The following is a 24,024-nucleotide window of genomic DNA, read 5'->3' as shown; positions in this document are numbered from 1 at the left end:
TGGTGAGCACGTTGGGGAAACTTAGTTTTACTTTTAATAATATTAGAAAAGATTATATTCAAATGCTGGTTGGAAGAAAACGTCCTTCATGGGCTCCAGTTAAAAGAAAATTAGTAAGAGTCCCTCATCGTGCAGGGGCTCTTTTTATTAATACAGAAACGGAGGAACGTCGTATTGATGTTCCTCTTGTCATTAAAGCAAAAAAAGATATGGCGGATTTGCAAAAGATAAAAGAAGATTTAGCAGATTGGCTATATACAGAGCAACCAGCTGAACTTATTTTTGATGATGAGTTAGACAGGACTTATTTAGCATTAATTGATGGTTCTGTTGATTTGGACGAAATAGTCAATAGAGGTAGAGGTGTTATTACTTTTGTTTGTCCAATGCCGTATAAATTAGGTAAACAAAATACTCATACGTTTACTCAAAACTGGTCCACTGAAATCACTACTTCTTTCGTCAATCAAGGTAATGTAGAAGCGCCTCCAATTATTGAGATTGAGGCCAAGAAACCGAGTACATTTTTAGATGTATGGTTTGGTGAGTATCCGTATAATCGTGATTATTTTAGAATCGGTTATCCGTTGAAAACAGAGCAACTACCTGTAGAGAGAAATCAAAGGCTGATATGGGATGAAATGACTACCACTGTTGGGTGGAGTAAAGTAAGTTCAATGGAAGATGGCAACCCAGTCGGTGAAATGAAATCAGACGGTTATCAATTTTATTGCTCTAATTATGGTACAGGGACAGGAAAAGGATGGAATGGTGCAGCTGTTAAAAAAAATATACCTAATGGGCCAGTGCAAGATTTTATTATGCAGGCTTATGTTACATGTAAAAGTAAACGTATCAATGAGATGGGTCGAGTGGAAATAGCGATATTAGATGAAAACAGTAAAGTGCTTTCGAAAATAGCTATGACTGATGTATTTTGGCAAGCTGAACAAAACTTCGGAACAATGGTGATCGGTTATGATAATAAACCAGGAAGAAGAAGTTTAATTCATGAAAGTGGAGATTATCCAAACACTTGGAACCAGTATCAAGGGCGATTGTGGATAGCTAGAACAGGAAATGTATGGGAAGCGTATATTTCGAAATTCCTCCCGGGGACGGAAAAAGATGATTCTGAACGATTTGTGCGGTGGACGGATGAAAATAACTATCACATGGAAAAAGCGGCGCAAATTCAAATCAGTATTATGCAATGGCAAGATGTACCGCCAGTAGAAGCGATGACCGTTTCAGATTTAAAGTTTTGGAAAGTGAATTTAAATACTCAAAATAATCCGCCTTACATTTTTGATACGGGAGACAAGATTATAATTGATACAGAAAAAAGTCTTGTAACCATTAACGGTAAAAATGCGATTAATTTAAAAGACATTTTTAGTAATTTTCCAAATATCATACGTGGTGAGAATCGTATTGATATAATGCCACCAGATGTTAAAGCGACTGTTAGTTATAGGGAGAGATACAGATGAGAACACCAAGCGGGATTTTGCATGTTGTGGATTTCAAAACAGATCAAATCGTTGCAGCTATTCAGCCAAATGACTATTGGGATGATAATAGGCGTTGGGAACTAAAAAACAATGTTGATATGCTGGATTTCACTGTTTTTGATGGAACTACTCATTCAGCTACACTACAACAACAAAATCTTGTTCTAAAAGAAGTTCGCGATGGAAGAGTTGTACCATATGTCATTACAGAAACAGAGAAGAATTCAGACAAACGATCCATTACCACATATGCTTCAGGAGCTTGGGTTCAAATTGCTAAATCAGGCATTATAAAACCACAAAGGATAGAAGGTAAAACAGTAAACGAATTCATTGATATGGCTCTTGTAGGTATGAAATGGAAACGTGGAAAAACAGATTATGCAGGTTTTCACACTATGACCATTGATGAATTTATGGATCCGTTAACTTTTTTAAAGAAAATAGCTTCTTTATTCAAATTAGAAATTCAATATCGCGTTGAGGTTCAAGGGTCACAAATAGTTGGATGGTATGTTGATATGATTCAAAGGCGTGGCCGAGATACTGGTAAAGAAATAGAGTTGGGGAAAGATTTGATAGGTGTTACACGTATTGAACATTCAAGAGATATTTGTACAGCACTAGTCGGATTTGTAAAAGGTGAAGGCGATAATGTAATTACCATTGAAGGTATTAACAGGGGACTTCCGTATATTGTTGATAATGATGCATTTCAACGATGGAACGAACGTGGTAAGCATAAGTTTGGTTTTTATACGCCAGAAACAGAAGAGTTAAATATGACTCCGCAACGTTTAATGACATTAATGGAAATAGAACTGAAAAAACGTATTAATTCTTCAATTTCGTATGAAGTAGAGGCACAATCGATTGGTCGCATTTTCGGACTAGCACATGAACTAATCAATGAAGGCGATACAATCCGAATCAAAGATACAGGCTTCATACCTAAGCTATATCTTGAAGCTCGTGTTATTGCTGGTGACGAATCATTCACTGATCCTGCACAAGATAAATACGAATTTGGGGATTATCGAGAGATAGTAGACCCAAACGAGGAACTAAGAAAGATTTACAATCGAATCCTTAGTAAATTCGGTGAGAAACAAGAAATGTTGGATCAGCTAGATAAATTAGTGAAAGAAGCCAATGAAACAGCAAGTAACGCTAAGAAAGAATCAGAAGCAGCGAAAACACTTGCCGAAAAGGTACAAGAGAATATTAAAAATAATACTGTTGAAATTATAGAAGCTAAGAATCCACCGACAACAGGTCTTAAACCTAATAAAACGCTTTGGCGTGATATTAGTAACGGAAAGCCCGGCATTTTAAAAATATGGACAGGTACAGCTTGGGAATCGGTTGTACCAGATGTTGAATCAGTTAAGAAAGAAACACTTGAGCAGGTTAATAAAGATATTGAGTCCACAAAATCAGAATTAAATCAAAAGGTTCAAGAAGCACAGAATCAAGCTACAGGACAATTCAATCAAGTACAGGAAGGTTTACAGGGTGTCAGTCGTACAATTTCTAATATCGAAAACAAACAAGGTGAAATTGACAAGAAAGTAACTCAGTTTGAACAGGATTCTAATGGATTTAAAACTTCTATCGAAACGTTAACGAAAAAAGATACTGAAATAAGCAGTAAATTAAATACAGTAGAGCAAACTGTGGAAGGCACAAAAAAGACTATTTCTGACGTGCAACAAACAACAGGTGAACTAAAGCAAACAACAACTGAACTTAAAGAACAAGCAGGGAAAATCACCGAAAAGTTGACAAGTGTAGAAACAAAGGTTAATAACGATAAAGCTGGAGGACGTAATCTTGTATTAGATTCAAATATTAAGTATGAAAAAACAGATTATCTAATCAATCAATATTCTCTAACTGAAAATTTCTTTACAGGTGAGGAATATACCTTTGTAATTAAGGGGAGTGTCCCACAAGGTCAGAAATTTGGGATTTGGCAGAATGGTGGTTCGAATAACGTTGGATATGCAACAAGTGTTTATGCGAATGGAATAACGTATGTAACCTTTAAAGCTGTTGCAACTACAAGTGGGAATGAACGAAAGTTAAGCTTATATAACTATCCAAGTAATACTACAAAGGCAACTGTAGAATGGGTTGCCCTGTATAAAGGGAATAAACCACAGGATTGGACGCCAGCGCCTGAAGAACAGGTAACAACCGATGAATTCACCAAGAAAACCACTGAAATTACAAGAAGTGTAGATGGTATCAAAGAAACGATAACAAAAGTAGAAAATAATCAAAGTGGATTTGATAAGCGTGTTGCTACTGTAGAAAAAGATGCAACTGCTATTAAACAAAATGTCTCTTTAATACAAAATACGCAGACAGAACAAGGAAGACAATTACAAGAGGCAAAGGCTGGATGGGAAAATACTGCAAAAGCACTTGAAGGTAAAGTTGAGCTTAAACAAGTGGAGGATTATGTCGCTGGGTTTAAGATTCCTGAGTTGAAGCAAACAGTTAATCAGAATAAACAAGATTTATTAGATGAATTAGCTAATAAGCTTGCAACTGAGCAATTTAACCAGAAGATGACTCTGATTGATAACCGTTTTACTATCAATGAACAGGGTATCAATGCCGCAGCAAAAAAGACAGAGGTATATACGAAGACGCAAGCGGATGGGCAATTTGCAAAAGATTCTTATGTAAGAGATATGGAAACCCGTCTTCAGTTAACTGAAAAGGGTGTTAGCATATCTGTAAAAGAAAATGATGTAATCGCAGCATTCAATATGAGTAAAGAAAACATTACTTTGAATGCGAACAAGATTAACCTAAGAGGTTTTATTACAGCAGACCATATCAAAGGGCAAGTTTTAGAAGGAGTAACACTTAGAACTACTGGAAGTAGATTTGTTGAAATAAACCAGCAAAACTTTAAGATTTTTGATGCAAACAAACCTCGCGGTTATATGGGATTTATGGAGACGACAGATGGAAGTATTCAACCGTCCATCGTTCTGGGTTCTGACAATACTAAATATAGAGGTACAGGGTCATTCTATATGTATCAAGCGATACCCCGAATAGATGGTGTTGAGCAACCTTCTAAAGCGTATGCAAAATTTGGGATTTCTAAAGGGGAAAATGCAGAAGGGAATAATATATGGTCAAATTATATTCAAATGCAGAATGACGGTGGACATCTGAGCGTATATTCAGATGGACAATTTCGTTTTAAAAACTTGAATGATATTATTTTTGAATCTGAAGGATGGGCTCCAGGATATGGTTACTTCTCTGTAACTACAACTGAACCGCATATTTTTACAAATAACTCGGGGCAGTTTACTTTCAAAAGAAAAGGCAGTGACTATAAAATACATTTCATAAACGGCGCCACCGATCATGATTTAGTCATGGGTAATGCAATGATAAGATCAAGTTTTGTACAAGGTTATAACAACGGCTTGCAGATTAAAGATATGATGGGTCAAGGGTGGAAAGATATAGAATTAAGAACACTGCGAGCTAAAGAAAATATATCTGCTACAGGGCGTATGTGGGCGCAAGAATTTATCCCTAGTTCTTCTCGTACGCTTAAAACGAACATAGAAGACCTTCCATTCTCCGCTTTAGATAAAATCAACTCTGTAAACATTAAACAGTATCACTTTATAAGAGATGTTGAACGCTTTGAGTCAGGGGAGTCTATTACACTTCCAATTAATTACGGTATGATTGCGGAGGACTCTGACGATGTATTCACCACACCAGAGAAAGACGCTGTAACACTTTATAGCTCGGTTGCAATTTCTATTCAAGCAATACAAGAAGTTGACTTTAAAGTTGAAAATCTTCGATTTGATCACGGTATGTTGAAGCAGGAACTTGAGGTACAAAGGCAAGAACTTGAAGCGCAAAAACTTAAGGAGGTGGATCAAGATAATCGAATCGCGGCACTAGAAGAATTGGTAAGAAAATTGATGAATGAAACACCAACAACAGAAAATACAACGCAAACAGAGCAGCCATAAGCTGGTCTTTTTTTATTGTCTAAAAAGAGGTGATCAAAGTGGAAGGATTACAAGAAGTAAGAAGTGATGTTCAAGAAATCAAGCAAGAAATTAAGGAAATAAGATTAGAAGTGAAAAGCTTAGAAATACGCACAACAGGTAACGAAAAAGACATTATTAATATCAACAAACAGTTAGATAAAATCAGCGCCAATACTACTTGGATTTTACGACTTATAGTTGGTGGAATTATTGGTGGTATTCTCACTTTCTTAATGAAAGGAGGTGGTATGTAATGGTTAGTTTAGCTGTAATGATTGGTATTGTAGTTGGTCTTTCACAAATCGTAAAAACAGTTGGATTACAAACAAAATATGTTCCGTTATTAAATTTAACGCTTGGCATTGTGCTAGGCGTTTTATTTTTGGATGGAGATGTCAAAACAAATGTATTTCAAGGAATCATCATCGGACTGTCAGCAAGTGGACTGTTTGACCACACAAAAATTATGAAAAAGGATGCTGATGTAAAATGAAAAAGACATTAAAACACATTTCTTCTATAGTTCTTACAGCTATTCTAGCGTTATCCATTACAACAAGTGCTTTTGCTGACAGAATATTAATCATTCCTGATTTACCGAAACAGGGATATAGAAATGGAGTAGGAGCGTATGAAGGTGTAGTTGCACATAGTACAGCGACTCCAGAAGCTCCAGCAATCAATATCCAACGTTATGAAACACGTACTTGGAGAAATGCATTTGTACATTATGCAGTTGATTGGGATGAAGTCATTCAAATTGCAGATACACGTTATATTGCGTATGGCGCTGGGCCAGCTGCTAACGCACGTTTTGTACATGTTGAACTTTGCGAGACTTCAGATTATAGCAAGTTTAAGCGAAGCTATGACAAGTATGTAAAATTACTAGCGAAAATTTTACGTGATCGTGGACTTTCAGTAGAAAAAGGATTATGGACACATGATGACGTAAGGAAATATCTTGGTGGAACAACTCACACTGATCCACTGGATTATCTAAAAAAACACGGTGTATCTGAAGCGCAATTCCGAGCGGATGTAAAACGTGCTTATAATAATACAGATATTTCTATTCCTAAACAGCCTTCTAAACCAGCGGAAAAACCAACAGCCAATGTAGAAGGTGTAGCTTACATTGAAGGATATAGTGTAAATTTACGCAAAGGTCCAGATGCAAGCTATTCTGTTATTCGTCAATTAAATAAACCAGAGGCTTATAAAGTTTGGGGAGAAAAGGACGGATGGTTAAATTTAGGTGGAGATCAGTGGGTAAAATATAATCCATCGTATATCCGATTTGAAAAGAAAGAGTCTGTAAGTTCAGTTGCTGGAAAACGTGTAGTGTCGAAAGTGAATAATCTCAGATTTTACAGCGCTCCATCGTGGGAAGATAAGTATGTCGCAGGTACTGTAGATACTGGATTAGGCTTTACAATTGATGCAACGGTAACGGTAAATGGTTCCTCACAATACAAAGTGCACAATAGTAAAGGGACGACATACTATATTACAGCAAATGAAGCCTATGTGTATGTGAAGTGAAAAGAGGGATTCCCAACTTATTGGGAATCCCTCTTTTTTTATTATTTCCATTCAATCAAAGTACGTTTATTACATCTATGACAAATAAAAGCTTCAGCTTTATGTATAACAGTTTGTTTTTTACTACAGTTAGGACATTTCACAAGTTGTTTCCCCATCGCTTTATACATGAAAATAACTGAGAAAAACGCTAAACCGATAGCAGGTAAAATTCCGATGATAGTAAAGAATAATGCTACTGAGATAAGTAGACCGAATATGCCGATTGAGAAATATATAAATCTTTTTAATTGATTACCGGCAGAACTTTTCTTTTCTTGTAATTCGATAATAAAGGTTTCCCCGTCAGCAGTTTTACGTAACTCCATAAAATAGCCTCCTTAAATTAAATAAATCATACCGAACAATGCAAAAGTTGAAAACTTAATCAATGTCTTTCCATATATCCTCAACCTTCATATCAAGCGCTTTTGCTATACGCATAGCAACTCGTAATGTCGGTTCGCTTTTCCCTCTAACTATCATACTTAATGTTTGATCCGTTATGCCAGCTCTTTTTGCTAATGCAGATTGTTTAATCATTCTATCAGCTAAAATTATTTTTAATTTACACTCCATAAAATCCCTCCCTTTAAAACATTCAATCAATCTTTTGAAAAACCTTTTGATTTTTTGTTGTTGGACAAACAAGTTTTTGTTTTCTAGTTCATATACCTATATTACTTCCACTTGGAAGGCTACAAGGAAGAAGAGACAACAAAAGGGGAGAGGTCTATATGCGTTGGCAGTATAATCATTTAAACACAACTCCATATTTACATCCTTCAAAAGAATTACGTCAAATGTATAACGAATCAAGGTCTACAAAAGAAACAGAATCTATTCTAAATCACATGAAAAATCATGAAGTTTATGATCGAAAAGAATATAAAGGATATTTCAGTTTGTCGCAGGCATTAGAAGAAGATCTATATGGTGAGGAAGAAGATATTTTAAACTGGGAAATTTTAATGGATTGTTATGATGTGGTTCTTACAAGAAAAGGTATTGCCTTTCGTGAAAAGGAAGAGGAGGAATAATCATGACACTTGCAGGGGAAGCGGTAATTATTTGGACAGCGACAGGCTTGTCAGTCATTACGATGAAGGTTGCAGAAAAAATGGGGAAAAGTGTTCCACATTGGCTTCCACGTGTCACCTTGTACACAACACTTACAGGCTCGTTCCTATACCTTCTACGTTATGTTCTCGTTTTATTTCTATGAAGGAATACGATGTGGAAACTTTTTATCCCTTATGCCATAAGGAGTTTAGCTTGTATGCACGTATTCCTTGAAACAGGGATATATACCCTCTATAAGAGGGATATAAGGAGTGATTTTATGCTGGAGTTATTATCAGTACCATTCGCAGGTTTAATTTTCGCTATATTTGGCGAAAGGTTCAAAGAAAGAGAGAGTGATCGAAAGAAAATACAAGTTTTTTTTGAAGTAAGCGGAATTGCGATACGCAGAGAGGACAGATTACAGTATCCAGTTTTTCTTGAACAAAAAGAGGATGATCGAAGTACAACTTATATATATCGTTTGCCTGTAGGAATGCCAAGTAAAATTATTCAGAAGGTCGAGGATGTTGTCTCTGAAGGGCTAAGTAAACCTGTCCGAATTGATTATGATAATTACAAGTTAAATATTCGTGTGTTTCATAGAGATATACCGAAAAAATGGTCATGGTCTAAAGATTTGGTGGCAGAAGGAAACTGGTGTGTTCCAATGGGCCAAAGTTTAGAAAAACTTATTTATCATGATTTTGATAAAACGCCTCATATGACGTTAGGTGGATTAACGAGGATGGGGAAAACAGTCTTTTTGAAAAATGTCGTTACCTCTCTTATTACAGCACAACCAGAACATATTAATTTATACATTATTGATTTAAAAGGTGGTTTGGAGTTTGGGCCGTATAAGAATTTAAAACAAATAGTTTCTATTGCTGAAAAGCCCACAGAAGCTTTTATGATACTAAATAATATTCTTGAGAAGATGGAAGAGAAAATGAAATACATGAAAGATAGACATTATACAAACGTTGTAGAAACAAATATCAAAGAGCGCTATTTCATTATAGTAGATGAAGGTGCTGAACTTTGCCCAGATAAAAGTATGAAAAAAGAACAACAAAGGTTATTGGGAGCATGTCAACAAATGCTCTCTCATATAGCACGCATAGGGGGCGCTTTAGGGTTTAGATTGATTTTTTGTACACAGTACCCGACAGGGGATACATTACCGCGCCAAGTGAAACAAAATAGTGATGCGAAATTAGGCTTTAGATTACCGACTCAAACAGCTTCAAGTGTTGTTATAGATGAAGCAGGATTAGAAACGATAGAAAGCATTCCCGGACGCGCAATTTTCAAAACCGATAGACTTACAGAAATACAAGTGCCTTACATTAGTAACGAGATGATGTGGGAGCATTTAAAAGGATATGAGGTGGAGAAACATGAGGATGCAAACACATATGCAAATCAACCGCCAAATGGCGATACTTGCGACGATTAGAAAGCTACAGTTTGCAACGAGAAGGCATTTAATGAGTGTTCATGAAATGGGCGGAATAAGAAATGCAAATCGAATTATGAAAGATTTATCTACTTATACAAGTAAGGTAGTTTACAATAAAGAGCATGTATATTATTTAAACCAATCAGGACATAAGTTGTTTGGCGAAGGGAAAGTTGTACATCATGGTAAAGTTGCACACGCTCTTTTACGTAATGAAGCTTGGTTAAATTTATATTGTCCAGATGATTGGCAAGTAGAAACGGAAATTAAATATATAAAGGATAATAAAAAGAAAAAAATAATTCCAGATGTGAAATTTCGTGATGAGGACAGAATACTTCATGCTGTAGAAATAGATCGTACTCAGAAAATGATAGTAAACGATGAAAAATTAAAAAAATATGAGGAGTTAACGCAGATTTATAAACAGAAGCATAACGGGAAAGTGCCAGTTATTCATTTCTTTACAATCACAAAATATAGAGAAAAGAAATTAGAAGAACTGGCAAATAAATATAATGTGTTTGTAAAAGTATATGTAATCGCTGCTACTTAATGATGAAAAAAAGAGCTGATCATTTTCGAATGATTAGCTCTTTTTTATGTATTGTATTACGTCGTCTATTTTGTAAATTTTATTAATCCCTTTTTCTGCAGCAATGGTATTTAAAGCATCAATGATAGCTTCAAGCGAATCAAAACGAACAGCATTAGCGTTACCATTCACTAAATCACTAATCGTGTTGTATCTTACTTGGGATTCTGTAGATAACTTATTTTTGGTGATCCCCAATTCATCTAAAGAATTTCCGAGTGTGAATTTCATTTTATTCTCCTCCGCAGCACTGGTTATCTTGTACTCATTTTACAACATCAATCGAAATTAGTAAAACTTTTTTCGTTCAACTATTGACGTTGAATAATTAGAGAGTTATAATTCAACTTAAATAGTTGAACTAATTTAGTTGAACTTAAAAGGAGGAACAATTATGAATCGAGTAAATGATTATTTTGGTTTAGAAAGTAAATCAGATTGCATTTGGTTTTATGGTTTCTTCAGTATATCTACGATTTTATTTTTAATCGATATGATTATTGCTCTTATATAAGGAGGGGAGAAAATGCTTAGCTCAGCAAACTATACGCAATATAAAAAATTACAATCATTCCGATCAGTAGAAGAGATGAATGAAGCGATTTGTTCTTTTTTATACAAACATACACATGAATTATCCGAATCAGCAATAAAAGTATTGAAATTTCTAGCAAGGCACTCTTGTAAAATCCCAGGTGTCTCTTTCTTGAAGGTAGGGACAATTGCGGAGGCATTAAATATAAGTGATCGAACTGTTCGCAGGGTACTAAAAGTATTAGAGGATTTTGAAGTAGTAACTAGACATAAAACAATTCGAACGGAAGGAAAATTACGTGGAGGGAACGGACATAACGTCTATGTCCTTCTAAAAAAATATAGTGTCACACCGAATGTCCTACCGAAAATGTCACAGCGACAAGATGAAGAAAACCTTACAGAATCAAAGGTTTCAGATACAAAAACGGACAAGGAAGCTAAACTTTCTGAATCACACCCTCTAGAAGAATTAAAAAACGAATTAAACGTAAAAGAAACGTCAGCAAGGGAATCTAAAGAAATCGAATTAGAGGATCTGGATGAAACTTTTACACCAGAAAATGTACCAAGCCAATTTAGAGATGAGGTAGCTCCATTCTTCAAATCAGCAGATAAAATTTATAAACTGTATCATCGAGTATTAATGGCTTATAAACGTTCAAAAATAGACAAGCCTATTGAACAAGTGATAAATCAAGCCATCCAAGCATTCAAAGAAACTGTTTTCGCAGAAAAAGCAAATAAAATTAGAAGCACTTTTGAAGGTTATTTTTATAGGATTGTTGAAAGTAAATTTGTAGTGGAAAGAAGAAAAGAGTGTAGAGACGCCTTATATGATTGGCTTACAGAATAAGTAAAAAGGATTGTAGGGATGAGATTTTGTTTGTATACTTTAATCATTCACATTTTATTGATATGAGTAATTATAACTAGTAAAGATGGTGATTTGATTGAAGTATGCAGTTTATGTTCGGGTATCTACAGACAGGGACGAACAAGTCTCATCTGTAGAAAATCAAATCGATGTATGTCGATATTGGTTAGATCAGCATGGGTATGATTGGGATGAAAACTCAATATATTTTGATGATGGTATTACAGGCACGGTTTTATTAGAACGACATGCAATGCAACTTATACTAGAGAAAGCGAAAAAACGTGAATTACAGATGGTATTATTCAAATCAATTCATCGTTTAGCACGTGATTTAAAAGATGCTCTAGAGATTAAAGAAATACTTATCGCTAATGGAATTCGATTAGTCACAATCGAAGAGGGATACGATAGCCATTATGAAGGAAAAAACGATATGAAGTTTGAAATGTTTGCTATGTTCGCATCGCAATATCCGAAAACTTTATCCGTATCTATATCGGCAGCTTTATCAGCTAAAGTTAGGAGAGGCGAGCATACAGGTGGGCGTTTGCCTTTTGGTTACTCTGATCGGGATAAGAAGTATATAATTAACGAGGAAGAAGCCGAGATTGTTAGAGAAATCTATGATATGTATTCAAAAGGAATTGGGTATATAGGAATTGCAAAAATATTAAATGAAAGAGGCATTCCATCAAAAACTGGCGGTAAATGGCAAATGTCTTCTGTGCAAAGGATTATTAAGAATCCAATTTATAAAGGTGACTATATATTAAATCAGTACACTACAGTAAAGATTTCAGGGCGTAAGAAACAAATAAAAAATCCTGAAGAAAAATGGACAATATTTAAAAATCATCATCCGGCCATTGTATCTGAGAAGCAGTGGGAATTAGTAAATAAGCCACGTTCTGCTAAAAAGAGAAGGCCCGCATTATGGAATGAATTCCGAGGAATCATGTTTTGTGCGCATTGTGGCTCAGCAATGCAAGTTATATATAGTGCTAAGAAAAAGAAAGATGGAACTAAGGAAGAATGGAGATACTTAAAATGCTCTAGATATAAACGATACGGAAGAGACGAATGTGTACGCCACGCTCCAATTCAATATCGTGAATTTCGTGAGTTTATACTAGATAATTTGAAAGAAAAAGAAAAACAGTTAGAAACGGAATTTAATTTGAATGAAGAAATTTCAAATGCAGATAAGAAAAACAAATTACAAAGAGAAATACAGAGAATTGAAGAAAAAAGAAAAAAACTGATTGATTTATATATGGAAGAACTTATTGAAAAAGAAGAATTTTTGAGTCGTCGTAACGAATTAGAAAAGATTATAAAAGAAAAAGAAGTTCAATTTGTATCGATGGAAGATAAGAACGAAGTTAAACGAACTCAAGATGAATTTAGAAAAGCTTTTGCTTTGTTAGACGAAAATAAGAACTTGTACGAAGAGTTTAAGCGGATTATAGATAGGATTGAGATATTTGAGAACGGGGATATAAAAATCGTCTACAGGATAGAAATGTAGTCTTTACTAGCTACAATTATGCATAACAAACGCAATGCAAAAGCTAGGGGTTAAAGGACGTTCACAAGCAGTTGTTGAGCTTCTTCGCATGGGAGAGCTCGAGTTATAAAAAGAAAGCCGACTTTTAAATGAAGAGTCGGCTATTTTTCTGTCTGTTTCTTGTTCTATATGAATGATAAGAACACTCCATACATAAATAGGTAGTAAGGAGGGGATATGTTGAAAAGGGTATTGTTAGTTTCAACAAGCGCTCATGATATGAATGGACACCCGACTGGTTTGTGGCTGGAAGAGCTCGCAGCTCCTTATAATTTGTTTAAAAAAGCTAAGTTCGATGTTGATATTGTGTCGATACAGGGCGGTAGAGTGCCGATTGATAGAGTTTCTATTCCGAACGGGATACCTCGTGAATTTAAGCATGTCGCTTCTTTATTGCAAAATACGAAGTCGATCTCAACGGTTCATTTTTCGGATTATGATGCAGTTTTATTTGGTGGTGGACACGGGGCGATTGTAGATTTTCCAGGTAATCCATATGTTGCAAATTTAATTGTGAATATGTACAACAACAACCGAATTGTAGCGGCTGTGTGTCATGGAGTAAGTTCTTTAGTCGGTGTGAAAAATAAGGACGGCTCGTTTTTTAGTGCGGGTAAGCATATAACAGGTTATACAAATGATGAGGAAAAAGCTGTACATTTAGAAAAGCGAGTGCCGTTTTTGTTAGAAAGTAAATTGAAAGAAGAAGGGGCTTTGTTTTATGTTGCTCCAAATTTTACGCCGCACGTCGTAGTAGATGGGCGTTTAATTACAGGGCAAAATCCGCAGTCTAGTATGGAAATAGGGAAAGCTATAAGAAGAGCTGTAAATAAAGTATAGAAAAAGTGCTCGTTACTTATAAATGCCCCCTTAAACTAAAAAGATGTATTGAGTATAGTGACTTCATTTATAATTAATCGTGAATTTGCTATACTATTTTGTATGGACAAAAGGGGAGGCTCTTTTAATGAGAAAAGTTGCGTGTGCAAATACTTATATTAATAAAATAAAGCCCGTTATTAGAAAAACGAGTTTTAGTCAATTGAAAATAGATGAAATTGCGAAGTATATGGATATTAGTAAAGCTACTTTATATAAACGTTTTTCTTCAAAAGATGAGATTATTGAAGCTGTGGTAGAAGATTTTATGAACTACCTTCTTGAAGGGGATGCGGATAATCAAGATGAAAGTATGTCTTTTGCAGAACGTTTCCAAAAGACGTTTATTCACTCTTTAAAATGTGTGACATACATTTCAGATGTCTTTTTACAAGATTTGAAAGAGGCATATCCGCACTTATCTGATCAGTTAGTCGCTGCACAACAAAATCGTAATCATAATTTGCAAATGTTTTTTGAAGCGGGTATGGAACAAGGCTACTTTAATAAGATGAACGCACAATTATTTATGGTGCAAGATGATGTGATGTTAAGACGTATTATAGATCATTCTTTTTGTATTCAGTACGATATTACGTTAAAGAAAGCGATACTTGATTTTTATCAACTAAAGAAGTATCAACTGTTTAAACCGGAGTATATAGAAGCGATTGATGATTCTGAAATTGAAAAAGAAGTTATGGCTATTTTGCAAATGATTTCGTAAAAAAGCAGATTTTCCTATATGAATGGAAAATCTGCTTTTTTTATTACATGTTCTTTTTTAAGTGTTGTAATACTAATTCAGCTACTGGATCACCTGAAGCTGGGTTTTGACCAGTGATAACACGGTTATCTTCTACGGCGAAAGCTTCCCAAGGCTGTGTAGCTTTTTCGTAAAGTCCTCCATTTTTAATAAGTTCATCTTCTGTTAAAAATGGAACGAATTGATCTAATTCAGCTAGTTTTTCCTCTTCATTTGAGAATCCTGTTACTTTTTTACCGCTAATTAAACGTTCCCCATTACTTAATGTAATATGAAATAAACCAGCAGCTCCGTGACAAACAGAGGAAACAATTCCGCCATTTTCATAAATGCTACGGCTAATCATTTGGAGTTCTTTATTTTCAGGGAAGTCCCAAATCACACCGTGACCACCTGCGTAATAAATAACAGTATAGTCTTCCGGATTCACCTCACTCGGTTTCAGTGTAGAACCGAGGCGATTCATAAATTCTTTCTTTTGATACCATTCCCAATCGATGCTCTCCGCCATTGCTAAACTATGCGGATCAATCGGTGTATAACCACCTTGTGGGCTAACATAATCTACTTCGTAACCAGCTTCTTCAACTTTTTTAACGAAATGAACAGCCTCACCAAGCCAAAGGCCAGTAGCTCGATTTAAATTTGGATATTTTTCAACGCTCGTTAATACAACTAACATTTTTTTCTTCATCATAATCCTCCTATAATGTTTCTTCTATATATAAGTTCATTATTTTATTAAGTTAAAAATTGCAAATCTGAATAACCATGTCAGTCCTCCTTATATCGGATTCGAAATTAGTGTATAACAATTTTTGAACAAAGTAAACTAAAAACACTAAATTAGTTTACTTTGTATATTTTTTCGTTGACAAACTGTAATGCTGAAACTATGATAGTTCCATGAATATCGAACAACGTACATGTTTCGTTTCGAATTCAATTTGTCGCGCGATAAATGTATACATTTGATGAAGTTGTCTAGTGATAATAGAAGAGCTAAACAACTTCATTTTTCGTTTTCAATTACTACAATCAGGAGAGGTGTTACACATGGGGGAAGATATAAGTAATCATTCAAAATGGTTTGTTTTCACATTATGTTTTATCGTTTTATTAGGACCGATGAATGCGGTTTTATTTAATGTTGCGTTAGAGGATATTGCTCATGATTTATCTATTAGTCAATCGAAAGTAAGTTGGGTTGTAGTAGGTTATTCTTTAGTTGTCGGTATTGGTTCAATGATATATGGGAAGCTTGCTGATCGTTACAGTGTAAAAAAACTATTAATTATTTCGATTATCATATTTGTAGTGGGTTCTATTATTGGATTTATGAATCAATCTTATGTGATTACCATTCTTGCAAGATTAGTGCAAGCGAGCGGGGGTGCAGCGTTTATTGCGCTTAGTATGATTGCAGTGGCGAAATTAGTTGTTCCTCATAAGAAGCCTGGTGCGTTAGCGATGATTAGTTCTTCTATTGCATTAGCAGTAGGTATTGGCCCTTTAGTTGGCGGGGCTATTACAAATACACTAGGGTGGCCATATTTATTTTTATTTATGGTTATTTCAGTAGTGGGGATTTTCTTGCTTATAAAATTTATGCCAGAAGAAGCACGGCACACGGATGAAGCGTTTCATTTTGATTACATTGGAGCGGCGTTACTATTTGCATTCATTACGACTGTTTTATTAGGTGTCAATACGAATAGTTGGCTATTTGTGTTATCGATAATTTCTTTATTTTTATTCACGGTTCGTATGAAGAAAGCGGAGCATCCATTTATCGATATTGAGTTGTTTTCGAACAAAGCATTTCTTCGTTTAATAACAGTCGGATTTATAATTAATGTGGCGTTATGTGCTAATTTATTATTGTTGCCATTACTGTTAGGAAGAGAGCACGGATTGTCTCCGTTTGTTATCGGAATTGTATTATTTGTTGCATCACTCTTTGGTATTGTGTCTAGTTTTATTACTGGAAAGATTGTCCCTTCGTTTGGAAATGTGAATATGATTTATGTAGCGTCTGTCATTATGATTGTTGGCTTTTTAATTTTAGGGTTTATTCCGAATGGAAGTATAGTCGTTATTGTATTGGCGATTATTTTGACATTTATGAGTTATTCTGCCATTCAAGTATCATTGAACACATTTATACCGAAAACATTACATGCAGCTAAAGTTGGAGTCGGTCTTGGCTTATATAATTTAATTAACTTTTTCGGTATGGCATTTGGACCAGCTGTTGCGAGCAAAATTATGGAATCTACAAATAGTTATCGTTTCAATTTTATTTTAATCGTCATGTCAATTTCTGCCCATTTCTTCTTATTAATAGGAATGTCTTCTTTCCAAAAAAAGATGGAGCATTAAAGATGTACTTTATTATAGAAGAAACCGACTTTCATATAGAAGGTCGGTTATTTTTCTGTCTTGCAAATTATGAAAAAAAGGAGCAAAATAAAAAAGGTCCTAGTCTATACAGGTACAAATGAAAATTTTCATATAGAAGCAGTTTAAGTGAGCGAACTTAAAGTGTGAAAAATATAATGATAAAATAAGATGATGAATGAGAAAACGGGTGATGAAGTTGAATAGAGCAATCGGTGTTATCGATTCAGGAGTTGGCGGTTTAACAGTGGCGAAGGAATTAATTCGTCAGTTGCCGAAAGAGCGCATTATATATTTAGGGGATACAGCACGTTGCCCTTATGGTCCACGTTCTCGAGAAGAAGTGCGTCAATTTACGTGGGAAATGACGGAGCATTTACTAGATTTAAATATCAAAATGTTAGTTATTGCATGTAATACAGCAACTGCAGTTGTATTAGAAGAGATGCAGAAACAATTACCAATTCCAGTGGTAGGAGTTATTCACCCAGGATCACGTACAGCTTTAAAAATGACAAACACGTATCATGTTGGGATTATTGGAACGATTGGAACGGTGAAAAGTGGTGCATACGAGGAAGCGTTAAAGTCTATTAATAATCGTGTTATGGTAGAAAGTTTAGCGTGTCCACCTTTTGTTGAGCTTGTAGAGAGCGGTAATTTCGAAAGTGAAATGGCGTATGAAGTTGTAAGAGAAACGTTGCAACCGCTGAAAAACACTGATATTGATACGCTTATTTTAGGTTGTACACATTATCCAATTTTAGGTCCTGTTATTAAACAAGTAATGGGAGATAAAGTGCAACTCATTAGTTCTGGTGATGAAACGGCGCGTGAAGTAAGTACCATTTTATACCATAGTAAAATGTTGAATGAGGGAGAGGAACAAAGTGATCATCTCTTCTTAACAACAGGGAAAATAGGTCTATTTAAAGAAATTGCATCAAAATGGTTCGGTCAACCGATTGAAAATGTGAAACATATTTATTTAGAAAAAGAATAATAATAGAATTCATATAAGTGAACTCCTGAGAAATCAGGAGTTTTTTTGTTTATAGGGAGCACAGCTTGTTCTAAAACATGAAACAGCTCGTATACATAATAGTACAAACTTAGATTTTAGGGGGGAATGGCATGCCTAAATCCACTTTTAAATGGGTTGTTGGTGCTACTGTGAGCGCTGTTTTACTAACAGGGTGTGGCTTTATAAATCAAGAGAAAGCAACGGAGCAAATTGATCCGCCAAAACAAGTTACGTATACAGAGGGTGGAAAGAAAGAAGTATCTAAGAAAGATAAGCAAGGACAAACGGTGAATAGAGAACTATACCTTGTTGATAAAAATGGCTATGTTGTACCGCAAACGTTAGCTATACCTACTCCGAAAGCAAATGAGGTTATTCAGCAAACGTTAGAGTACCTTGTGAAAGATGGACCGGTAACGAATTTGTTACCGAATGGGTTCCGTGCAGTCATTCCGGCGAATACATCGATGACCCTAAACTTGAAAAAAGATGGGACGGCAGTCATTGATTTTTCTAAAGAAATGAAAAACTATGCAAAAGAGGAAGAACGTCAAATCGTTGAATCTATTGCATGGACGTTGACGCAATTTAAAGAAATAAAACAAGTGCAGTTCCAAATAAATGGTGAAAAATTAGCGAAGATGCCTGTTGGTGGTACACCGCTTGGTGAAGGGGTGAGCCGTGCGAACGGTATTAACTTCGATGATGAGCAAGTAGCGGATGTAACAAATACAAAACCAGTAACACTTTATTTTATGGCACAAAATAATAATAAACAGCAATACTACGTACCAGTAACACGCCGCGTTGTAGAAGGAAAAGAAAATGATTATGCAGCAATTGTAGATGAACTTGTAAAAGGACCGATTCATCAATCTCTTCTGAACGATTTCAATCCAGGAGTTAAGCTCATTACGAATCCGAAATTACAAGATGGAAATCTTACATTAAACTTTAATGAAAATATATTTATAAACCCAGATAAAAATATGATTTCAAATTACGTATTGAAGTCATTAGTTTTATCTTTAACAGAAAAGAAAGGCGTGAAAAGCGTTTCTATTGAAGTAAATGGTAAAGCGAATCTTATAGATGAAAAGGGCGGAAAGTTAATAAAACCTGTAGATCGTCCAGAAAACGTGAATACAGGTAGTTTTTAATCGCCAATAATTTGATATACTTAAGTAAGAAAGGGGAATTGCTTTTTGGGTTCCCCTTCTTTTATTGTATACATATCATACATTTAAATTTGGCTATACTAACAAGTAGTTATGAGGAGGTTATTTTTATGCGAGTAGATGGTAGAGAGAAAACAGAATTACGCCATATACATATTCATACGAATTACTTAAAACATCCAGAAGGATCAGTGTTAATTGAGGTTGGGGATACAAAGGTAATTTGCTCAGCGACAATTGAAGAGCGTGTCCCGCCTTTTATGCGTGGCGAAGGAAAGGGCTGGGTAACAGCTGAATACGCGATGATTCCACGTGCGACAGAACAACGTACAATTAGGGAGTCGAGTAAAGGGAAAGTAACAGGACGTACAATGGAAATCCAACGCTTAATTGGACGAGCATTACGTGCGGTAGTTGACTTAGAAGCGCTTGGTGAGAGAACGGTTTGGATTGATTGTGATGTTATTCAAGCGGATGGTGGAACGAGAACAGCTTCTATTACAGGTGCATATGTAGCAATGGTATTAGCGTTTGAGAAGTTATTACAAGCAGAAAAAGTATCTAAAATTCCAGTAAAAGATTATTTAGCAGCAACGTCAGTAGGAATTGTTGAAGAACAAGGTGTTGTTTTAGATTTAAACTATGCAGAAGATTCTAAAGCAGACGTTGATATGAACGTGATTATGACTGGAAAAGGTCAGTTCGTTGAAGTGCAAGGAACTGGAGAAGAAGCGACGTTTAGTAGAGCGCAGTTAAATGAATTACTTGATGCTGCGGAACAAGGCATTTTCCAACTGATTGACATGCAAAAAGAAGCGTTAGGTGACATCGTATCTCATATAGAGTAGAGGTGGAAAGTATGAAACAAGTTGTTGTAGCGACAAAAAATATGGGGAAAGTACGTGAATTTGCTGAGTTATTTGAGCGATTTGATTTAGAAGTGAAATCATTACACGATTTTCCTCATATTGAAGAAGTCGAAGAAACTGGTGAAACATTTGAAGAAAATGCAATCTTAAAAGCGGACAGTTTGAGTAGACAATTGAATGCAATTGTAATTGCGGATGATTCAGGTCTTATTGTAGATGCTTTAAACGGGAAACCAGGTGTGTATTCAGCACGTTTTGCTGGAGAGCCGAAAGATGATCAAGCAAATATTGATAAAGTTTTACAAGAATTAAATGACGTAGCGTTTGAAAAGCGTAAAGCTCGTTTCTACTGTGCATTAGCAGTGGCTTTCCCTGAAGGGGATAAAAAGCCTGTCATTGTAAATGGGACGTGCGAAGGGTTTATTTTAGAACAACGCCGCGGGGAAAACGGCTTCGGATATGATCCGATTTTTTATGTGGAAGAATATAAAAAAGCGATGGCCGAACTAAGCTCAGATGAGAAAAATGCTATTAGTCACCGCGGACGTGCTCTACGTAAGCTAGAAGAAAAAATCCCTGAATGGTTTTTAGGAGAATAAGGGAGAGAGATTGATGAAAGCTTTAATCGTAAGCGATAGTCATAGCTCTGTGAAGGAATTACAGCAGTTAAAAGAGAAGTATGAAGGAAAAGTAGATATCATGATTCATTGCGGTGATTCAGAGCTAACGCCTGCTCATGAAGAGCTGCAAGGTTTCCATGTTGTAAAAGGGAATTGTGATTATGCTAACTTTCAAGACGAAATTGTAACGGATGTAGATGGTATTCGTTTCATAGTTGTGCACGGACATCGTCATAACGTGAAAATGACGTTACAAACATTAGCGTACCGTGCTGAAGAGGTAGGGGCGCAAGTTGCATGCTTCGGACACTCTCACGTATTAGGTGCGGAATTAATCGACGGCGTCTTATTTATTAATCCAGGCAGTATTTTATTACCGCGTCAGCGTGTAGAAAAGACATTTGCTTTATTAGAAATGGATGAAAATCAAATGGAAGTTCGTTTTGAAACACTAGACGGACAGCTAGTTGAACAAGCAGTTTTTAAAAGAGGATAAGAAAAATTATCCTCTTTTAAAAAAGGTGTTGACTTTATGTATGGTTATACATATAATAAATATTGTCGATAGGGCAACGGCGCTAACGAATGAAAATAAAATAACATATGCGGGTGTAGTTTAGTGGTAAAACAAGAGCCTTCCAAGCTCTGGTCGAGAGTTCGATTCTCTTCACCCGCTCCATGTCCCAGTAGCTCAGCAGGATAGAGCAACGGCCTTCAAGAAAAATAGGAGCCTTTATAGGGAAACAAGAACCTATAAAGTGGACGACACTATATCGGTGAAGCCTTAACAGTTCGGCTGATGGTAATACCGAGGAAACTTACGATCTTGAAAAAGATTAAGGAGTTTTGAATGATTAAGTGAAACTTAATGGTAAAGACTCTGAAGTATGATGAAAATCATCGTGAGGTTCCGTAGAGACTACACGTGTCGCACCTGAAATGGTGAAGATATAGTCCAGACTACAAACAGTAATTGCTGGTAGCGAAAGCTATGGTGGTAAGCTAAGCCGTCGGTCGGGAGTTCGAATCTCTCCTGGGACGCTAAGAAAACCTTTGCGGTGACGTCAAAATCCGCAATATATAAGCTCTCTAATTCGTAAGTTGAATCGTACAATGTGCGGTCGCCAAAGAGTTAGGGGGCTTATTTTTTTATGTCAAAAAGACGTGATTCTTTAACGATTAGCGAAGATTTAACGAATGTTTTTATGGAAGGTAGCATTTCATAATTCCATTTCCTAAAAATTTGAATAGTAATGAGATAGGAAAAAATAATTACACTACTTATGATTTGAAGGGAAATTAAAACCTTAAGAATAATATTAAACTTCTTGTTTTTATGCAGAGAAAACAAAAACAGAAAATATAGTACAACTAATAGAATAACATTAATAATTAAAGTTCCTCCGATGTACCAAACTTTTTCGCTGTTACTCCAAGTTTTATTAAGGTTATCATATACTCCAAAGTTAAAAAACACAGTAGCAAATAGATATAAAATAGCACTTAACAGTGTAAATAAAATTATATTCCAAAATTTAATTTTACTTGTGTGGCTTTATTTAAATGCAATTTGTCAATTTCCTTAGTTGTTGCCGCTATTACAAGTTGATTAACACTATATAATACAGCTGGTATAAGTAAGGTGGCTATAATTGTAGTGAAAGCAGGTGGAATTTTGCTTATTGTCTCTAATGATAATCCATCAAACATTTTTGTAGTTCAACCCTTTCGTTAAAGTTAGATAAAAAAGAACGCCACCCTAAGAGTAGGTAAGCGTCCTGCGTCTTTAATAAATCAACCTGTATCACCATCAGCTAAACCTTGTATAATATTAATAGCTGCTTGAGTGTTAACTGAAGTATGCGTGCCTATCGTTACAAGTGTAATCAATAGCATTCCTAATAATACTTTCTTCACTTTAACGCCTCCTTATTAAAAATTTCTTTCTTAGCTTCATAACTTAAGTAGAAATATTTACTTCCTTGTTCAAAGTTTCCTTCGCTATGAAATTGGACCGCTAATGCTTCCATGTATTCTTGAACATATTCCCATAATCTTTCGTTTCTAAAGTAGTCCATTCCTGCCAGTACTGCTTTTTCTAATTTGTCAGCAGCAGCTTTTTTATTTAGTTCTCTCAGAATTGCAAAACGGTATTGATATTCTTGATTCCCTAATTCATTGCAGATAGTTAAACCTTTTTCAATGAGTTGACATGCAATTTCTTTTTCACCTAGCTTAACATGTTCCTTTGCTTTAACAAAAATAGCTTTATAATGATGAGGTTTCTTTTCAACTACTTCTGAAAGGTATCGAATTGCCGAACTAGAAAGATTTTGACTCGCATACATTAAGCCTAAATTATGACGAACTAGTAAGATTGCTTTCTCATTTTTTTGTTTTTGGAATGTGTTCATTGCAGTAACAAAGTATTCTTCAGCTAGTTCAAATTCTTTTAAATGCGTACAAGCTAATCCTAATAAATTATCACAATAAGCTGTTTTTAATTCATAGCTTTCATGTTTAGAAAATATGTCCCTAGCTTTTGTACCATGCTTAATGGCTAAAAGTGCTTGATAAATATGATAATGATATGTTGCTAAGTTGTAATGAAATTCCGCCTTTTCAAGTTCATCAGGAATGTGTTTAAGTAAAAGTTCTGCTTTATCATACTGTTCTTTAGCAAGGTTATAATTACCGACTGCGTTAGAATGAATAGCCTTATAAAAATGGTAGTAGTAAGATAAAAAGTTATCTGTGGGAATATCAAAGGATTCAATTTTATCAAAGCTATTTTTTGAAATACTTAAATTATCCACTAAATATTTATAGCCGAAATCTAACAGGTGATAGTAGAGTAACAAGTTTGAGTCTGCTTCGTTATTGTGAATGATAGAATTAATTTCTTCTTTTAAACAATGGGCATTATCTATATTACGTGAACGTATTTCTTTGTACCATTCGTTAAGTAGTTTTGAAATTTGTGCATTCCCCTTTATTAGAACGTCCATAAAATTCCCTCCCTTTTTGAATATTCTTATAAA

At 35.2% G+C, this 24,024-nt stretch carries 27 protein-coding genes, 1 tRNA gene and 1 pseudogene; 22 read left to right on the top strand and 7 right to left on the bottom strand.

Going from position 1 to position 24,024, the window contains the following annotated elements; translation table 11 throughout:
- Positions 1 to 11: 11 nt before the first annotated feature.
- The 5 genes from MKY00_RS22440 to MKY00_RS22420 are packed head-to-tail and all read left to right on the top strand — an operon-like array spanning position 12 to position 7,105.
- The gene (locus tag MKY00_RS22440; RefSeq protein ID WP_074543756.1) at positions 12 to 1,493 is read left to right on the top strand and encodes a distal tail protein Dit; all 1,482 of its coding nucleotides are present in this window, start codon (positions 12 to 14) and stop codon (positions 1,491 to 1,493) included.
- On the top strand, positions 1,490 to 5,539 hold the full coding sequence (locus MKY00_RS22435) for a phage tail spike protein (RefSeq protein ID WP_061129374.1): 4,050 nt from the start codon (positions 1,490 to 1,492) through the stop codon (positions 5,537 to 5,539). The genes MKY00_RS22440 and MKY00_RS22435 overlap by 4 nt, the downstream gene beginning before the upstream one ends.
- A 38-nt stretch (positions 5,540 to 5,577) precedes the next feature.
- Positions 5,578 to 5,814, top strand: coding sequence for a hemolysin XhlA family protein (locus tag MKY00_RS22430; protein WP_000398745.1), 237 nt, complete (start codon positions 5,578 to 5,580; stop codon positions 5,812 to 5,814).
- The gene (locus MKY00_RS22425) at positions 5,814 to 6,053 is read left to right on the top strand and encodes a hypothetical protein (RefSeq protein ID WP_061129373.1); all 240 of its coding nucleotides are present in this window, start codon (positions 5,814 to 5,816) and stop codon (positions 6,051 to 6,053) included. The genes MKY00_RS22430 and MKY00_RS22425 overlap by 1 nt, the downstream gene beginning before the upstream one ends.
- Positions 6,050 to 7,105 carry an N-acetylmuramoyl-L-alanine amidase gene (locus tag MKY00_RS22420; RefSeq protein ID WP_061129372.1) on the top strand — a complete coding sequence of 352 codons (1,056 nt, stop codon included), beginning with the start codon at positions 6,050 to 6,052 and terminating at the stop codon, positions 7,103 to 7,105. The genes MKY00_RS22425 and MKY00_RS22420 overlap by 4 nt, the downstream gene beginning before the upstream one ends.
- Before the next feature lie 41 nt (positions 7,106 to 7,146).
- On the opposite strand, the gene MKY00_RS22415 is transcribed toward MKY00_RS22420, so the two are convergent.
- Both MKY00_RS22415 and MKY00_RS22410 read right to left on the bottom strand, forming a co-directional pair.
- On the bottom strand, positions 7,147 to 7,473 hold the full coding sequence (locus tag MKY00_RS22415) for a hypothetical protein (protein ID WP_061129371.1): 327 nt from the start codon (positions 7,471 to 7,473) through the stop codon (positions 7,147 to 7,149).
- 55 nt (positions 7,474 to 7,528) lie between these two features.
- Complete coding sequence (locus tag MKY00_RS22410) at positions 7,529 to 7,723, bottom strand: helix-turn-helix transcriptional regulator (RefSeq protein ID WP_061129370.1); 195 nt, start codon at positions 7,721 to 7,723, stop codon at positions 7,529 to 7,531.
- A gap of 158 nt (positions 7,724 to 7,881) precedes the next feature.
- On the opposite strand from MKY00_RS22410, the gene MKY00_RS22405 reads away from it, so the two are divergent.
- From MKY00_RS22405 to MKY00_RS22390, 4 genes are all read left to right on the top strand, one after another.
- Entirely contained in the window at positions 7,882 to 8,184 is a 303-nt protein-coding gene (locus tag MKY00_RS22405; RefSeq protein WP_061129369.1) for a hypothetical protein, read from the top strand.
- 2 nt (positions 8,185 to 8,186) lie between these two features.
- Positions 8,187 to 8,369, top strand: a complete 183-nt coding sequence (locus tag MKY00_RS22400) for a hypothetical protein (protein WP_061129368.1) — start codon at positions 8,187 to 8,189, stop codon at positions 8,367 to 8,369.
- A 117-nt stretch (positions 8,370 to 8,486) separates the two neighbouring features.
- On the top strand, positions 8,487 to 9,668 hold the full coding sequence (locus tag MKY00_RS22395; RefSeq protein WP_061129367.1) for an FtsK/SpoIIIE domain-containing protein: 1,182 nt from the start codon (positions 8,487 to 8,489) through the stop codon (positions 9,666 to 9,668).
- Positions 9,610 to 10,227, top strand: a complete 618-nt coding sequence (locus MKY00_RS22390; protein WP_061129366.1) for a replication-relaxation family protein — start codon at positions 9,610 to 9,612, stop codon at positions 10,225 to 10,227. The genes MKY00_RS22395 and MKY00_RS22390 overlap by 59 nt, the downstream gene beginning before the upstream one ends.
- 33 nt (positions 10,228 to 10,260) lie before the next feature.
- Here the strand turns inward: MKY00_RS22390 and MKY00_RS22385 are convergent, their stop codons facing one another.
- Complete coding sequence (locus tag MKY00_RS22385) at positions 10,261 to 10,497, bottom strand: helix-turn-helix domain-containing protein (RefSeq protein ID WP_000673258.1); 237 nt, start codon at positions 10,495 to 10,497, stop codon at positions 10,261 to 10,263.
- A 163-nt stretch (positions 10,498 to 10,660) separates the two neighbouring features.
- Between MKY00_RS22385 and MKY00_RS22380 the strand changes: the two genes are divergently transcribed.
- The 6 genes and pseudogenes from MKY00_RS22380 (at position 10,661) to MKY00_RS22355 (ending at position 14,853) form a co-directional block, all read left to right on the top strand.
- Positions 10,661 to 10,780, top strand: coding sequence for a DUF3961 domain-containing protein (locus tag MKY00_RS22380; protein ID WP_001983109.1), 120 nt, complete (start codon positions 10,661 to 10,663; stop codon positions 10,778 to 10,780).
- A gap of 12 nt (positions 10,781 to 10,792) precedes the next feature.
- Positions 10,793 to 11,656, top strand: a complete 864-nt coding sequence (locus MKY00_RS22375; RefSeq protein WP_061129365.1) for a helix-turn-helix domain-containing protein — start codon at positions 10,793 to 10,795, stop codon at positions 11,654 to 11,656.
- Positions 11,657 to 11,753: 97 nt separating this feature from the next.
- Entirely contained in the window at positions 11,754 to 13,208 is a 1,455-nt protein-coding gene (locus tag MKY00_RS22370) for a recombinase family protein (RefSeq protein ID WP_061129364.1), read from the top strand.
- A gap of 22 nt (positions 13,209 to 13,230) precedes the next feature.
- Positions 13,231 to 13,317: pseudogene (gene gerE, locus MKY00_RS22365) on the top strand (spore germination transcription factor GerE); the annotation flags it as partial.
- A gap of 107 nt (positions 13,318 to 13,424) precedes the next feature.
- Positions 13,425 to 14,087 carry a type 1 glutamine amidotransferase domain-containing protein gene (locus tag MKY00_RS22360; protein WP_016718616.1) on the top strand — a complete coding sequence of 221 codons (663 nt, stop codon included), beginning with the start codon at positions 13,425 to 13,427 and terminating at the stop codon, positions 14,085 to 14,087.
- Positions 14,088 to 14,214: 127 nt separating this feature from the next.
- Positions 14,215 to 14,853 (top strand): TetR/AcrR family transcriptional regulator, encoded by a 639-nt coding sequence (locus MKY00_RS22355; protein ID WP_001233021.1) that lies wholly within the window; start codon positions 14,215 to 14,217, stop codon positions 14,851 to 14,853.
- Between the two features lie 43 nt (positions 14,854 to 14,896).
- On the opposite strand, the gene MKY00_RS22350 is transcribed toward MKY00_RS22355, so the two are convergent.
- A complete protein-coding gene (locus MKY00_RS22350) occupies positions 14,897 to 15,586 on the bottom strand; it encodes a type 1 glutamine amidotransferase domain-containing protein (protein WP_016718615.1) in 690 nt (229 codons plus the stop codon).
- 362 nt (positions 15,587 to 15,948) lie between these two features.
- Between MKY00_RS22350 and MKY00_RS22345 the strand changes: the two genes are divergently transcribed.
- From MKY00_RS22345 to MKY00_RS22315, 7 genes are all read left to right on the top strand, one after another.
- Positions 15,949 to 17,274, top strand: coding sequence for an MFS transporter (locus MKY00_RS22345; RefSeq protein ID WP_016718614.1), 1,326 nt, complete (start codon positions 15,949 to 15,951; stop codon positions 17,272 to 17,274).
- Positions 17,275 to 17,485: 211 nt separating this feature from the next.
- On the top strand, positions 17,486 to 18,295 hold the full coding sequence (gene racE, locus MKY00_RS22340) for a glutamate racemase (protein WP_000773996.1): 810 nt from the start codon (positions 17,486 to 17,488) through the stop codon (positions 18,293 to 18,295).
- Between the two features lie 131 nt (positions 18,296 to 18,426).
- Positions 18,427 to 19,476, top strand: a complete 1,050-nt coding sequence (gerM, locus tag MKY00_RS22335) for a spore germination protein GerM (protein WP_001126762.1) — start codon at positions 18,427 to 18,429, stop codon at positions 19,474 to 19,476.
- Positions 19,477 to 19,604: 128 nt separating this feature from the next.
- Positions 19,605 to 20,342: a ribonuclease PH gene (gene rph, locus MKY00_RS22330; protein WP_001261765.1), complete on the top strand. Its 738-nt coding sequence runs from the start codon at positions 19,605 to 19,607 to the stop codon at positions 20,340 to 20,342.
- Between the two features lie 11 nt (positions 20,343 to 20,353).
- On the top strand, positions 20,354 to 20,962 hold the full coding sequence (locus MKY00_RS22325) for an XTP/dITP diphosphatase (RefSeq protein WP_000815935.1): 609 nt from the start codon (positions 20,354 to 20,356) through the stop codon (positions 20,960 to 20,962).
- Between the two features lie 13 nt (positions 20,963 to 20,975).
- The gene (locus MKY00_RS22320) at positions 20,976 to 21,479 is read left to right on the top strand and encodes a metallophosphoesterase (protein ID WP_016718612.1); all 504 of its coding nucleotides are present in this window, start codon (positions 20,976 to 20,978) and stop codon (positions 21,477 to 21,479) included.
- 109 nt (positions 21,480 to 21,588) lie between these two features.
- Positions 21,589 to 21,662 (top strand) — tRNA-Gly (locus MKY00_RS22315).
- A gap of 842 nt (positions 21,663 to 22,504) precedes the next feature.
- Here the strand turns inward: MKY00_RS22315 and MKY00_RS22310 are convergent.
- The 3 genes from MKY00_RS22310 to MKY00_RS22300 form a co-directional block, all read right to left on the bottom strand.
- Entirely contained in the window at positions 22,505 to 22,693 is a 189-nt protein-coding gene (locus tag MKY00_RS22310; protein WP_016718611.1) for a hypothetical protein, read from the bottom strand.
- Between the two features lie 84 nt (positions 22,694 to 22,777).
- Positions 22,778 to 22,900 carry a hypothetical protein gene (locus tag MKY00_RS22305; protein WP_016718610.1) on the bottom strand — a complete coding sequence of 41 codons (123 nt, stop codon included), beginning with the start codon at positions 22,898 to 22,900 and terminating at the stop codon, positions 22,778 to 22,780.
- Positions 22,897 to 23,991, bottom strand: coding sequence for a response regulator aspartate phosphatase (locus MKY00_RS22300; protein WP_016718609.1), 1,095 nt, complete (start codon positions 23,989 to 23,991; stop codon positions 22,897 to 22,899). The genes MKY00_RS22305 and MKY00_RS22300 overlap by 4 nt, the downstream gene beginning before the upstream one ends.
- Between the last annotated feature and the right edge of the window lie 33 nt (positions 23,992 to 24,024).

It is taken from the genome of Bacillus sp. FSL R9-9834 (genome assembly GCF_038006905.1).
Taxonomy (GTDB): domain Bacteria; phylum Bacillota; class Bacilli; order Bacillales; family Bacillaceae_G; genus Bacillus_A; species Bacillus_A pacificus.
This window is presented reverse-complemented; position numbering and strand designations above follow the sequence as displayed.